Origin of the sequence: Nocardia sp. 2TAF39 (assembly GCF_052114905.1) — a bacterium.
Classification (GTDB): Bacteria; Actinomycetota; Actinomycetes; order Mycobacteriales; family Mycobacteriaceae; genus Nocardia.
Window position 1 is genome coordinate 32603 of the sequence record NZ_JBFRFQ010000028.1, and the last position, 12565, is coordinate 45167.

Sequence of the window (12565 nt, forward strand, 5' to 3'; positions counted from 1 at the left end):
GATGTCGCGCTGCCTGATAGCGCACTGTGCGGACGGATAGTGGCGGATAGACTCGTCCGCGAGCGCTGGGTGCTCCGCGAACGGCCGACAATGCGGCGTGATTCGTGCCCCGGGCGCGGCAATCGACTACAGGAGGGTTGAACGTGGCAAGGGATACCGAGCGGATCGAGCGGGACATCGAGGCCGCCCGCACTCGGCTGGCGAGCACACTCGACGAGCTCGCGGAACGGGCGGATCCGCATCGGATCGCGGACGACACCAAGCAGATCGTGGTCGCGAAGCTGAACGAGCCGAAGGTGAAGTACAGCCTGATCGGAGCCGCCGCCGTGATCGTCGGTCTGGTTCTGCTCAAGATCTTCCGCTGACCTGATAAACGACGACACCCGGTATGGCTGTGCCATACCGGGTGTCGTCGTTTTCGAGGTCGGTTCAGACCGTCGGGCAGGCGAAGCCGTCGCCGTCGGGATCCAGGTGCGGGCCGTAGCCCGGTTCTCCGCGGAACAGCGGGGCGTGTCCAGCGGCGCGGGCATCGTCGCAGTTGGCGTAGGCGCCTCCGGCCGAGCCGGTCTGCGAGTAACCGGCCGAGCCGGTCGCGGCGGAGCCGGTATCGACAGCCGACGAACCGGTCCCGGCGGAGCCGGACGGAGGGGCGGCTTGGGCGGCGGGCGCCGCAAGCAGGGCTAACCCTGCGGCGGCAGCGCTGACGGTGAGCCGACGAACGTTCATGTATTCCTCTGTCTGGTTGCTGCGGTGGATGGGCGCCCAACCGGACGCCGCATCCACTGTTGTGACGGCTCGCTCTCTTGTCAACTGCGGGCGAACTGAACTAGGGCATCAGGGGTTGCGGCCACGGCGCCGGTCAGCTGGTGGGCCGGCCACCGCTGACGTGCTCGGCGGGGATGTTTCCCATGCGTCCGGCCTGGTAGTCGGCCATCGCCTCGATGATCTCGGCACGGGTGTTCATCACGAACGGCCCATATTGCACCACCGGTTCCTTGATCGGCTGTCCGCCGAGTAGCAACACTTCGAGTTCGCCGGTCCGATTGTCTTGGCGCGCATCGGCTGTCACGGTGATCGCGTCCCCTCGGCCGAATATCGCCAGCTGGCCGTCGCGTAGCGGCCTGCGTTCCGCGCCTACCGTGCCGTTGCCGGACAGTGCATACGCCATCGCCGTAAACTGTTGCGGCCAAGGGATTTCCAGCTGCCCGCCGGGTGCGATCGAGGCGTGCGCGTACGCGATCGGCGTGTAGGTGGAACCGGGACCGGTGAATCCACCGACTTCACCGGCGATGAGCCGCACCAGCGCGCCGCCGTCGTGCGAACTCACCAGCGTCAGTTCGCCGCCGCGCAGGTCCTGGTAGCGCGGCGCCGTGAACTTCAGTGCGCGCGGTAGGTTCACCCAGAGCTGGACGCCGTGGAACCGGCCTCCGGCGATGACCATCTCCTCCGGGGGGACCTCGTCGTGCAGGATGCCGGAGCCCGCGGTCATCCACTGTGTGTCGCCTTCGCTGATGACACCGCCTCCGCCGTGGGAATCGTGGTGCACCATCGTGCCGTCGAGCATGTAGGTCACCGTCTCGAACCCGCGGTGCGGATGCCAGGGCGCGCCCTTGGCTTCGTGCGGTTCGTAGGCCACCGGGCCCATCTGGTCGAGCAGGATGAACGGGTCGGCGGTGCGCAGATCCATACTGGGGAAGGGCCTGCGCACCTCGAATCCCGCGCCTTCGCGCTGGGTATGCGCGGTGACTACGCTGCGGACCGGCCGCTCGCGCAGGGTTGCGTCGGGGCGGGGAAGGCGCGGCAGGACCATGATGTCGGGGACGGTGATGGCGGGCATCGGAGCCTCCTGGAGAGTTGGTGTCCATGTCAACCAAAGGTGATTACACTTCATTCCCATGGTCCGGTGGTTGAGTGACGACGAGCAGGCGACGTGGCAGGCCTATGTGCGGCTGCGCCAGCGTTTGGACGGAGCGATTTCGGCCGGGCTGGCCGAGGATCATCTGTCCCTCGCGGACTACGAGCTGATGGTGGCCCTGTCCGCGGCGCCGAACGGCTGTCTGCGCGCCAAGGAGCTGGCTGCCGAGGTGTGCTGGGAGAAGAGCCGGTTGTCCAAGCACCTGGCCAGGATGGACGCTCGCGGGCTGGTCGAACGGCGACCGGCGGAGGAGGACGCCCGCGGCATTATCGTGCAGCTCACGCCGGAGGGGCGCGCCGCCTTGGAGCGGGCCGCGCCGAATCATGTAGATCTGGTGCGCAGGGTATTCGTCGAGCCGATGACGGCCGGGGAGGCGCGGATGTTGCGGGCATTGGCGGACAAGGTCGTCGCCGAGGTCGAGCAGATCGCCGGGCTCGGCGCCTGACCAGCGGGCCGCCAGGCTCGGACCGTCTGCAGGCTCCGCGGCTCGATCTGGACCTCGCTGCTTCGACGATCACGCCGTGGGGGCCGGACTCGGCTGGGGCAAGTGCTCCCGGCTCCGCGGCTACCCGGTGGTCCGGCCGCGGCCGACCAATCGGCGCCACCAGCGGCGATCGCCCGTGACCTGACCGGCACGCGCTGGTGACGGCCGCCCGGTCGGTGCCGGTGGCCGGCTCGTTCTCGCCGTCTCGCGCTCGGTCCGCCAGTGCGCGACGACCTCGTTCGCGTTCACGGGCGCGACCGGTACGCACGGCCCGTGCGGCATGCGCAGCCAGTCGACGATGCGCCGGTTGAGTTCGGCCACCGCCTCCCGGACCCGCCGCTCGGAGTTCAGTTCCCGCACGGTCTCGGGCAGGCGCTCGACATCGCGTCGCAGCAGCAGCGAGAGCGGCAGCATGGCATCGCCGCCGACTCCTTCGCGTCGCAGATATCCCTTCAGCCACCAGTTGTCGTCGGGCCTGGTGCCCACGCCGGGAATCGGCTCGCCCGTGCCGGGAAGATTGTCGAATTCGCCGCGCTCGGCCGCTTCGCGGATCTGTTTATCGACCCACGATTCGAAGTTCAGCTTCGGCGGCTTGCGCTCGGTCATCGTCACGACGGTGTCGACGGCTGCATACCGCTAGTCTACGGAAGTTGGTAGTTAGACATGGAAGTATCTGTGCGAGAAGGGTTTCCGGCGTCCGGAGAGCTCACAACCAAGGGGTGATCGGCGGCTTCACCCAGAGCAGTTTCTCGTCGGTGTGCTCGCGCAGGGCCGCCGGGTGCTCCGGATGCCGGGCCGCCCAGCTGTCCTTCTCGTCCAACAGTTGTGCCACTGTCACCCAAGTCTCGTCGGTGCTCGGCGGGTTGGTCTCGGCAGCCCTTGCCAGCTTGCGTCGCGCGGACGCGGGCAGCGCGAGCAACTCGGTCGCGGTGATGCCGCGCTGCCAGACGTAGCTCGCCAACCGCCGCGCCTTCTCGGCGCGGCTCTTTGCCGCGGCGTCGCTGTGTGCGTAATCGGTCATGGTGTGCTTGTCCACGGGGTCGGGGTGCATCGACCCTAGCGGACCAGGCGAAGAGGCAGAACGCGGCGAGGCCTCCCTGTCCGTGAACGGGAAGGCCTCGCCTCGCCGGTGGGTCAGTACGCGCTGCTGACGTTGTCCATCGAGCCGTAGCGGTGCGCCGCGTAGTTGCAGGCGGCGACGATGTTCGCGACGGGATCCCAGATGTCCCAGGAGGTGCCCTCGACGTGGTACATGGCGAAGGTCGGGTCGATTACCTGCAACAGGCCCTTGGACGGGATGCCCGCGGCGGCATTGGAGTCCCAGAGGTTGATCGCCTGTGGGTTGCCGGTGGATTCGCGCATGATGTTGCGGTAGAGGCCGTTGTAGCTGCCCGGAATGTTGTGCGCACTCATGATGTCGAGTGCCTGGCTGATCCAGCCGTCCAGGTTGTTCGCGTAGGCGGGCGGGGCGGGGGCCGGGGCCGGCATCGGCGCCGGGATCGGTGCGGGTGCGGGGGCGGGCATGGGCGCGGGGATCGCTTCCCTGGCGGCCACCTCGGCGACGGGCGCGGCGGGCGCGGCGGCCGGGTCACCGGCCGGCTGCTGCTCAGCCACCATGGCGATGCGAGACGGGACGCTGTCGTCGGCTACGGACACCGCGGAGGAGGCGGCTACGGCCACGACACCTGCGGCGGCGACGGCGATGGTGATGCTTTCGCGGAGCGATGGGCAACGGAAGGAAGAAAAGCGTCTGTCAGGCATTGCGAATCGGTTCCTTGGTTGGGGACTTGTCTCGATCCGGCCGCGTTCGGGCAGCAGGGATCCTGCGGCGTGCGCTCATGGGCGCTCGCCGTTTCGGCCATGTGCTGTTTTGTGGTTTTGTTGTGGGGGACGATCAGGTCCCCTGGAGCGCGACGTGCTCATGCGTGCGATGCCGGCTCGCCTTCGGCGGGACTCGGCCGCGGTGTCGCGCCGGACTCCGCATCGTCGATGCGAAGAGTCGGGCGGAAGAATGGGGATCGCCGGTTCGTTGCCGGATCCGCTCCGCCGACCGCGTGCTGGCCGCTGCCAGCCGGTGCGGTGGTTTACCGAATCGGTGTGAACAACTCTTCGGGATAACCAAACTTCAGGTCGCTTTGTGACCTGATTGCAGAATGGTCACGCTTAGTTAACGGAGAGTGAACGAATCGCCAATGGGCAGTGCTCGTGATCTTGGAAGGCCCGGGCCAAGGTTGCCGAATCGTTATCTACGCAGGGAGTTTGTCAATAAACATGATGTGACATACATCACAGAAGTTTTTGCCTGGTGGACTGGATTCCGGCGGCCGCGTGGGCATATCCGGGTCCGGATTGTGACCTGTGGTGCGTATGGGAAAACCAAGGTCTCGCGATTGTCACGGAGGATTTCGACGACGTCGGGCCAAAAAGGCCATGTTCTTGCCATCGGATTGCTGGCAAGAACATGGCCTGTGTTGTGCGCCATCAGGGACTCGAACCCCGAACCCGCTGATTAAGAGTCAGCTGCTCTGCCAATTGAGCTAATGGCGCGCGCCCCGTGTTCCGGTGCGGCACAAACCTTAACAGGCTCAGGCCGAAGAAGTGAAATCGTGTCCTGACCGGCGCGGATGTGATGGTCTCCCGCGGTGTTAACACGTAGGTACGCGGACCTGATCTATCCGTTGTAACGCTGTTGTGTCGACCTGGCTTTCGCTTTGGCCCGGTCGTGACGTGCTGGCAGAATGTCCGATTGTGGTCTCGACCGCCTGCGGCGCGCGGGGTGACGGCGTAGGCGGTTGGTATCCGAAGCCATCGGTGTGTTCTGGGACACCGAGACTTGAAACGGGGTTGAAATGAACGATGGTCAGGGTCGGCACGGATCGGCCGTACGTCGGTCGATACGGAGGATCGCGGGGCCAGTTGTTGTGTTGGCCGTGGCCGTGCTGGCCTTGACGGCGTGTTCGTCATCGGGCGGCACGGGGACCGCGCAGGTCGCCATCGACCGCAACCCGATCACCGAGTTGATCAAGCCGAAGCTGTTGTCTCCGGTCAAGGATGGCGCGGTGGGCGTCTCGCCGGGCATGCCGATGGCATTCAAGGTCGAAGACGGCAAGTTCACCAACGTGACCTTGGTCAATGCGCAGAACAAGTCGGTGGGCGGCAAGCTGGCCGCCGATGGACGGTCCTGGGAGACCACCGAGGTGCTCGGCTACGGCAAGACCTACCGGCTGAAGGCCGACGCGATCGGCCTCGGCGGCGCGAACTCCACGATGCTGAGCTTCACCACGAGCTCGCCGGACAGCCAGACCAAGCCCTACCTGATCCCGGCCGAGGGTGAGGTGGTCGGCATCGGCCAGCCGGTAGCCATCCAGTTCGACGAGAACATCCCCGACCGCAGGGCAGCACAGTCCGCGATAAAAATCGCCACGGAACCGCCCATGGATGGGGCGTTCTACTGGGTGAACAACCGTGAGGTGCGCTGGCGGCCGGAGCATTTCTGGGCGCCGGGGACCAAGGTAACCATCGACGTGAACGTCTATGGGCGTGATCTGGGCGACGGTCTGTACGGCCAGGACAACATCCACTCGTTCTTCACCGTCGGCGACGCCGTGATCTTCACCGCGGACGACAACACCAAGCAGGTGACCGTGGAGCAGAACGGCCAGGTGATCCGCACCATGCCGACCTCGATGGGCAAGAACAACACGCCCACCGACAACGGCATCTACATCATCGCCGACCGGCATGAGCGGATCATCATGGATTCCTCGACCTATGGCGTAGCGGTCGGCTCACCGGACGGGTACAAGACGCCGGTGGATTACGCGACGCGCCTGTCCTACAGCGGAATCTTCTTCCATTCGGCGCCGTGGTCGGTCGGACAGCAGGGCTACAGCAACACCAGCCACGGCTGCCTGAACCTCAGCCCGGCGAACGCGCAGTGGGTCTACCAAAACGCGAAGCGCGGTGACATCACGATTGTGAAGAACACCGTCGGCGGTACCTTGTCCGGCGTGGACGGCCTCGGCGACTGGAACATTCCGTGGCCGACCTGGAAGGCGGGCAACGCGGACGACAACCGCTGAAGCCGCAACGTCCCGCCGGCTAGACGCGAAGCAGGAAGTAAGCGGCCGTGCCCGAGCCGATGACGGCGCCGCCGTAGCAGGCCAGGATGATCAACGCACTGAACCGCTCTAGCCGCAAGCCGTCGTACAGCATGTACCGGAAGCGGTGGGCCCAATGGAACAGAGCCAGCGCGCAGAGTCCGAAAAGGACCAGCCGGGTGACGGGATGACGCAACACCGAGAGCAGGTGTGCGTGGTCCGGCGCGGGAAGCCAGTCCAGCGGGAAGGCGAGGCCGAACAGGAACAGCAGCACAGGCATCAGCATCGCAGCGGCCATCCCGCCGACGCTGAACAGCAGCCACACCAACGGTTCCAGGGACTTCCTGTTCGTCATCGCAGCACCACCAACAGCGTGATCGCCGTCAGCAGACCCCACAGCAGGTAGTGCAGCCCGAGGATCACGACCGGCGCGACGCGCCGGCTCCGCACACGCACCACCATCGCCTTGGGTGCCAGGTTGAACCAGGTGACCGTGTGCATGACCACAAACAGCAGGGCGATCATGTTCAGTACAAGCACCCAAGGGCCGGCGCTCCAGCTCAGAAACCGCTGGTACTCCTCGCTTCCTGAGCTGACCGCGTTGACCAGAAGCAGGAGATACACCACGAACCAGGCGATGAATACGCTGCTGAGCTCGCGCAGGACGAAGATCAGGTATGAGCGGCGTCGCACCCACCAGAATGTGGAGATCGGCTTTCGGTACAACCGGGGTGTCGTGGTCATCGTGCCCGCCAAGGCATGAGGAAGTCTCGGAGCGATTGCGTGGCCGCGGTGAGCTTGTAGCGTTGGATCGCGCCGGCCGGGTCGACCCCCTTGGGGCAGGCGGTGGTGCACTCGCCGACAAAGGTGCAGGACCATACGCCCTCGGCCGACGCGAGAACGTCCCGCCGATCTCCAGCTCCCTCATCGCGCGAGTCGAGGTTGTAGCGCTGGGCCAGGGCGATCGCCGCCGGACCGAGGAACTCGGGATCAAGTGCGTAGACGGGACAGGCCGAGTAACAGAGCATGCAGTTGATGCACATGCTGTACTTCTTGTAGTCGTCCATTTCGGACGGCGTTTGCAGGTATTCGCCGCTTTCGAGGGGCTGGTGTTCCGCCCTGATCAGCCATGGCTCGACCTCGGTCAGCTTGTGCATGAAGTCGCTGATCTCTATGACGAGATCCCGGATCACCGGGAAGTTGCGCAATGGCTCGACCCGCACCGGCCCCGGCGCGTAGTCGGTCAGGAAGGTGGCGCAGCTCAGTTGTGGCTCGCCGTTGACGGTCATACCGCAGCTACCGCAGATGCCCATCCGGCAGGACCACCGGTACGACACCGTTCCGTCGAGGTAGTCCTTGATGTAGTTGAGGCCGTCGAGCACCGTCCATTCCTCGCGCAGCGGAACCTCGTAGGACTGCCATACCGGTTCGGCCTCTCGATCCGGTCGGTAACGCGCGACCTGCAGTGTTATCCGGTCTACCATCGCCATCACCTGCCGTATACGCGTTCGCCGGGAGGCCAACGAGTGATCGTTACCGGGAGATACGAGACCCGGCCCGAGCCGTCCGGCTCCCGATGGATCACTGAATGGGCCAAGAATCGCTGGTCATTCCTGGCGGGGAAATCGGTCCGTTGGTGCGCGCCCCGGGATTCCTGCCGCGCCAGCGCGCAGGCGATGATGCATTCGGCCACATCGAGCATGCACGACAGCTCCAGCGCCGCTACCAGTTCGGTGTTGAACGCCCGGCTGTGGTCATCGAGGCAAGCGCTGCCGAATCGATCGCGAAGCTCGCGTAACTTGTCGGCCGCCTCGGCGAGGGAGTCGCCGTCCCGGTAGATCCCGGCACTGGTCTCCATCGTCTCCTGCATCTCGGCGCGGATGTGCGCGATGCGTTCGGACCCCTCTGTGTGTCGCGTGAGGTTCCGTTCCAGCCGGTCCTGTTCGGCGCGGCCTTGCGCCAGAACCGCCGAGTTCGGGTGGGCCGTGGCCGAGCTCGCGTACTCGGCTGCGGCACGGCCGGCTCGCGCGCCGAAGACCAGCAACTCGGGAAGGGAGTTCGAACCGAGGCGGTTGGCGCCGTTGATACTGACGCAGGCGACCTCTCCGGCGGCGTATAGACCCCCCAGTGGTGTCGCGCCATGGATGTCGGTACGGATGCCGCCCATCATGTAGTGGACGACGGGGCGTACCGGGATAAGCTCCCGGACCGGGTCGATGTTCTGGTACTTCGAGCACAGCTCGCGCACGAACGGTAGCTTCGTGTCGATGAGATCCGCGCCGAGGTGGCGTATGTCGAGGTGGACTACGTGCCCGTATGGGGTGCCGATGGTCCGGCCCCGGTCGAGTTCGTGCACGAAGGCCTGCGACAGCCGGTCGCGTGGTCCCAGTTCCATGCTTCGCGGCACCGGCACCGGTGATGGCGTCCCGAGGTCGTAATCCTGCAGGTAGCGGTAACCGTCCTTGTTGAGCAGCCAGCCGCCTTCCGCGCGTGTTGCCTCGGTGATCAAGATGCCGGTGAACGGAAGGCCGGTCGGGTGGTATTGGACGAACTCCATGTCCTCGAGCGGCGCGCCGGCCCGGTAGGCCAACGCCATACCGTCGCCGGTCTTGATATTGGCGTTGGTGGTGAACGGGTACACCCGGCCGCAGCCGCCGGTGCAGACGATGACAGCGCTGGCGAGAATGGTTTCGACGCGTCCGGTGGCCAGTTCTGTCGCCACGATGCCGCGCACCTTGCCGTCGTCGACGAGCAATGTTGTGGCGAACCACTCGTCGTACCTGACGATGTCCTGATAGGACAGTGTGGTCTGGAACAGGGTGTGTAGCAGGTGAAAACCGGTCTTGTCGGCTGCGAACCAGGTGCGGTTGTTCGTCATGCCGCCGAACGCCCGCACCGCGATGTGCCCGTCGGGCCGGCGGCTCCATGGGCAACCCCAATGCTCCAGCTGCAGCAGCTCCCGCGGTGCTTCCTCGACGAAGGCCTCGACGGCATCTTGGTCACAGAGCCAATCGCTTCCGGAGACCGTGTCGTATGCGTGTTCTTCGAAGCTGTCGTCGCGGCCGGCGACTGCGGCGGCGCCACCCTCGGCGGAGACGGTGTGGCTGCGCATGGGATAGACCTTGGAAACGATCGCGACACTCAACCGCGGGTTGTGTTCCGCGATGGCGATGGCCGCACGCAAGCCGGCACCGCCCCCGCCAACGATCACAACGTGGTGAAAAGCGCTCATGGTGGCACCACCCGGGCGTGTCCGTCAGACCTCGTGGTCGGCGCTGTGCTCGTCCCTCAGGACCTTGCCGTCATGGCGGACGATTCTGATCCGAACGCTGCCGTCGTGGAATTCGTGCCGAATCCGGCGGCAGCCACAGTCGTACAGCAGATCATCGATGACCAAGCCCGCTTCGTCGTCTTCGCGGTGGCGAGCCCCGCGCCTCAGTTTCCCGCACGGGGCGCGTTCTCTGCTGAACTGTTCGGTGGTGCTGAGCATCTCCACCTCCCGGCGAACCGGTGGCACACCTCACTGAAAGTGCCCAAGATGAGCGTACGCGCATTGCGCCGAGGCCGCAGGAGGCGTTCTGGTCTGCCGGACGTAGCACCTCGGAGCGGGTGGAAGGTGGCGCATGACGGTGTCTGGGGCGGCGTGGCGGGCGCGCCGATCGTCTCGGCCACGAGCGCGCGGAAGACGATCGGATCGACAACGGGCAGTGCCGAGGTCGGATATGCCAGAGCCTCCGGACGATCAGGATCGGTTCTCGCCGCCACCTCGGCCACTGGGGCGAACTACCCGTGCTGAACTGTGTGTACATCGCCGCCGCGCTCCGCGACCTCATGCGGCGCTGACACTGTCCGAGACGTTGCAGTCGAGCATCGGTTCGCCGCCGCGGCCGTTGGTTGGCTCCGGTGCTCGATCAAACGGCGGCTCTGTCCGCTTCGGCTGGCAAGCTGTTCAGCAGGGTGCGCACCATGGTTGGTACCTGGACGTCGAGTTCTGTGGGTATCGGCCGGTCGGCTGTGAGATATCGCCGCACCGCGGCGTAGGGCAGGTCGACAACGGTGAGAACGATCGTTGCCGTGGACAATCCGGTTTCGGTGCGTAACGAGTGGACGAGTTCGCGGATGGCCGCATCCCACCGGGCTGCTTCGCTGGCGCGCTCCTCACGCGCGGTGGCGGGCCAGCTCTGGGGAGCGAAGTGGTGGAGACCCGCGAGCAGGACCTGCGCATCGAGCGGGCTGCTCCGGCACCATCGCACGATGTGGCCTGTGATCGCGGTGGCGGCCTCGACCGGATCGTCCACGTCGAACAGGACGTAGGCGTCCCGATGCAGGTGCCCGGCGGCCCTGTTCCACAGGGCAGCCAGCAATGCGGGCCGGTCGGCGAAGCGATGGTAGACCGACCCGCTCGGCGCACCGGATTCCCGGATCACACCGGACATCGTGACGCCAGCCGGACCCCGCGTAGCCAGCAGCCGCGCAGCAGCGTCGAGGATCGCCGCGGTGTCGTGTACGAATCTCACCACGCTGTAGAGATTACTCTCCAGTCATCGTTGTAGAGTGAAGTCTCTACAGAGATGAGAGGCCGACCATGACCATCACCACCGAAGACGTCTACCGACTTGCTCCGTTCGTCCGCACCCTCGGAGTGGAGTTCACCGAACTCACACCCGCCGCAGTCACGGCCCGCCTGACCCACACCGTCGAGCTGTCGACAACGGGGGGTGGCCTGCACGGCGGTGCCCTGATGGGGTTGGCCGATGCGGCTGCCGCGGTCTGCGCGGTCCTCAATTCCGCCCCGGGGGCGCTTCCCGCCACGGCCGATTCGACGACGCATTTCCTGCGTCCGGTCCGCGGAGCGGCACACGCGGGCGCTGAGCCGATGCGTATCAGCCGCACTGCGGTGGTGGTGGGTGTGCAAATCACCGACGAATCCGGCGAGCTGTGCGTCCATGTGATCCAAACAGTGCAGACACGCGTTCCGCGCGCAGCCGCCTGAGGCCGAAAGATCGGCGATCCGAGCCACGGCTCAGGAGCAGGGCGTGGATCATGGCTACCGGCTCGCCAAACGGACCGGTCCCGGTCTTCCGAATTCCGGTGATCGTCGACAGTGAAGAATCTGCTGGTCATAGTGCGCGAACCGGCCCAAAGGGGCGGTTCGCGCACCGCGACGTTTGGGGTGAGCGACGGGACTCGAACCCGCGACAGCCAGGATCACAACCTGGTGCTCTACCAACTGAACTACGCTCACCATCGCCGGTGAACAACCGGCGCGCTAGATACTAGCGCGTTACCCCTTCGACTCCCTAATCGGTTTCCGGCGAGGCGTTGACCTGGGTCGATTCCATCTCGTTTTCGGCGATCTGGGCGGCGACCGCGGCGATCTCGGTGGTCGAGGGGCCGGGTGGGGCGACGAACGCGGTGCGCCGGTAGTACTCCAGCTCCCGGATGGACTCCTTGATGTCGGCCAGCGCGCGATGGGTCAGGCCCTTCTCCGGCTGGCCGAAATAGATCCGCGGGTACCAACGGCGGCACAGCTCCTTGATCGAACTCACGTCGATCATCCGGTAGTGCAGGTGGGTGTCCAGCAGCGGCATGTCCCTGGCGATGAATCCGCGGTCGGTGGCGATCGAATTACCGGCCAGCGGCACGGTGCGGGGGGCGGGGACGTACTGGCGGATGTAGTCGAGCACCCGCTGTTCGGCCTCGGCCATGGTGACGGTGGAGCGGCGGACCTCGTCGGTCAGGCCGGAACGCGCGTGCATCTCTGCGACCACCGCGGGCATCGCGGCAAGGGCCTGGTCGTCGGCGTGGATGACGATATCCACGCCCTCGCCGAGGATGTTGAGATCGCTGTCGGTCACGAGCGCGGCCACCTCGATCAGCTTGTCGCTGTCCAGGCGCAGGCCGGTCATCTCGCAATCCATCCACACCACATATTTGTCGGACACTCGAGCAACATTAGCCGGGTCGGACCGCAGTGCCTTCGGTACGGGGCGTTCGCCCGCTGCCTCGGCGGCGTGAACGGTCGGCGTTCGCCGCCGATCGGGCGCGGCAAACGATGATCGGCTA

16 protein-coding genes and 2 tRNA genes are annotated in these 12565 nt (G+C 65.8%); 4 read left to right on the plus strand and 14 right to left on the minus strand.

Translation table 11 applies throughout. From position 1 onward, the window contains the following. Positions 1-143 precede the first annotated feature (143 nt). Positions 144-365, plus strand: a complete 222-nt coding sequence (locus AB4Z47_RS18620; RefSeq protein ID WP_441952353.1) for a DUF3618 domain-containing protein — start codon at positions 144-146, stop codon at positions 363-365. Positions 366-429: 64 nt separating this feature from the next. Here AB4Z47_RS18620 and AB4Z47_RS18625 read toward each other — a convergent pair whose 3' ends face one another. Beyond that, positions 430-726, minus strand: coding sequence for an excalibur calcium-binding domain-containing protein (locus tag AB4Z47_RS18625; protein WP_357267831.1), 297 nt, complete (start codon positions 724-726; stop codon positions 430-432). 133 nt (positions 727-859) lie between these two features. Then, on the minus strand, positions 860-1837 hold the full coding sequence (locus tag AB4Z47_RS18630; protein ID WP_441952355.1) for a pirin family protein: 978 nt from the start codon (positions 1835-1837) through the stop codon (positions 860-862). Positions 1838-1895: 58 nt separating this feature from the next. On the opposite strand from AB4Z47_RS18630, the gene AB4Z47_RS18635 reads away from it, so the two are divergent. Beyond that, on the plus strand, positions 1896-2360 hold the full coding sequence (locus tag AB4Z47_RS18635; protein ID WP_441952357.1) for a MarR family winged helix-turn-helix transcriptional regulator: 465 nt from the start codon (positions 1896-1898) through the stop codon (positions 2358-2360). Positions 2361-2480: 120 nt separating this feature from the next. Here AB4Z47_RS18635 and AB4Z47_RS18640 read toward each other — a convergent pair whose 3' ends face one another. The 4 genes from AB4Z47_RS18640 to AB4Z47_RS18655 all read right to left on the minus strand — a co-directional run bounded on the left by AB4Z47_RS18640 (position 2481) and on the right by AB4Z47_RS18655 (position 4946). Next, positions 2481-3005: a J-domain-containing protein gene (locus AB4Z47_RS18640; RefSeq protein WP_441952358.1), complete on the minus strand. Its 525-nt coding sequence runs from the start codon at positions 3003-3005 to the stop codon at positions 2481-2483. Between the two features lie 100 nt (positions 3006-3105). Next, positions 3106-3420 (minus strand): hypothetical protein, encoded by a 315-nt coding sequence (locus tag AB4Z47_RS18645; protein WP_441952433.1) that lies wholly within the window; start codon positions 3418-3420, stop codon positions 3106-3108. A 113-nt stretch (positions 3421-3533) separates the two neighbouring features. Beyond that, entirely contained in the window at positions 3534-4160 is a 627-nt protein-coding gene (locus AB4Z47_RS18650; RefSeq protein ID WP_441952360.1) for a transglycosylase SLT domain-containing protein, read from the minus strand. A gap of 713 nt (positions 4161-4873) precedes the next feature. Further along, a tRNA-Lys gene (locus tag AB4Z47_RS18655) sits at positions 4874-4946 on the minus strand. 302 nt (positions 4947-5248) lie between these two features. Here AB4Z47_RS18655 and AB4Z47_RS18660 point away from each other — a divergent pair. Continuing rightward, complete coding sequence (locus AB4Z47_RS18660; protein ID WP_441952362.1) at positions 5249-6481, plus strand: L,D-transpeptidase; 1233 nt, start codon at positions 5249-5251, stop codon at positions 6479-6481. Positions 6482-6500: 19 nt separating this feature from the next. Here the strand turns inward: AB4Z47_RS18660 and frdD are convergent, their stop codons facing one another. The 6 genes from frdD to AB4Z47_RS18690 all read right to left on the minus strand — a co-directional run bounded on the left by frdD (position 6501) and on the right by AB4Z47_RS18690 (position 11019). Beyond that, positions 6501-6854, minus strand: coding sequence for a fumarate reductase subunit FrdD (gene frdD, locus AB4Z47_RS18665; RefSeq protein WP_441952364.1), 354 nt, complete (start codon positions 6852-6854; stop codon positions 6501-6503). Then, entirely contained in the window at positions 6851-7243 is a 393-nt protein-coding gene (locus AB4Z47_RS18670; RefSeq protein ID WP_441952365.1) for a fumarate reductase subunit C, read from the minus strand. The genes frdD and AB4Z47_RS18670 overlap by 4 nt, the downstream gene beginning before the upstream one ends. Beyond that, on the minus strand, positions 7240-7983 hold the full coding sequence (gene sdhB, locus AB4Z47_RS18675; RefSeq protein WP_441952366.1) for a succinate dehydrogenase iron-sulfur subunit: 744 nt from the start codon (positions 7981-7983) through the stop codon (positions 7240-7242). The genes AB4Z47_RS18670 and sdhB overlap by 4 nt, the downstream gene beginning before the upstream one ends. Before the next feature lie 5 nt (positions 7984-7988). Continuing rightward, positions 7989-9731 carry a fumarate reductase (quinol) flavoprotein subunit gene (frdA, locus tag AB4Z47_RS18680; protein ID WP_441952368.1) on the minus strand — a complete coding sequence of 581 codons (1743 nt, stop codon included), beginning with the start codon at positions 9729-9731 and terminating at the stop codon, positions 7989-7991. Between the two features lie 24 nt (positions 9732-9755). Continuing rightward, on the minus strand, positions 9756-9989 hold the full coding sequence (locus AB4Z47_RS18685) for a hypothetical protein (protein ID WP_441952369.1): 234 nt from the start codon (positions 9987-9989) through the stop codon (positions 9756-9758). Between the two features lie 421 nt (positions 9990-10410). Next, a complete protein-coding gene (locus tag AB4Z47_RS18690) occupies positions 10411-11019 on the minus strand; it encodes a TetR/AcrR family transcriptional regulator (protein WP_441952370.1) in 609 nt (202 codons plus the stop codon). Between the two features lie 65 nt (positions 11020-11084). Between AB4Z47_RS18690 and AB4Z47_RS18695 the strand changes: the two genes are divergently transcribed. Then, positions 11085-11492 (plus strand): PaaI family thioesterase, encoded by a 408-nt coding sequence (locus tag AB4Z47_RS18695; protein WP_441952372.1) that lies wholly within the window; start codon positions 11085-11087, stop codon positions 11490-11492. Between the two features lie 176 nt (positions 11493-11668). Here AB4Z47_RS18695 and AB4Z47_RS18700 read toward each other — a convergent pair. Together AB4Z47_RS18700 and orn are read right to left on the minus strand one after the other, a co-directional pair. Then, positions 11669-11744: transfer RNA gene (locus AB4Z47_RS18700), tRNA-His, on the minus strand. Between the two features lie 55 nt (positions 11745-11799). Continuing rightward, complete coding sequence (gene orn, locus AB4Z47_RS18705; RefSeq protein ID WP_441952373.1) at positions 11800-12444, minus strand: oligoribonuclease; 645 nt, start codon at positions 12442-12444, stop codon at positions 11800-11802. Positions 12445-12565: the final 121 nt, after the last annotated feature.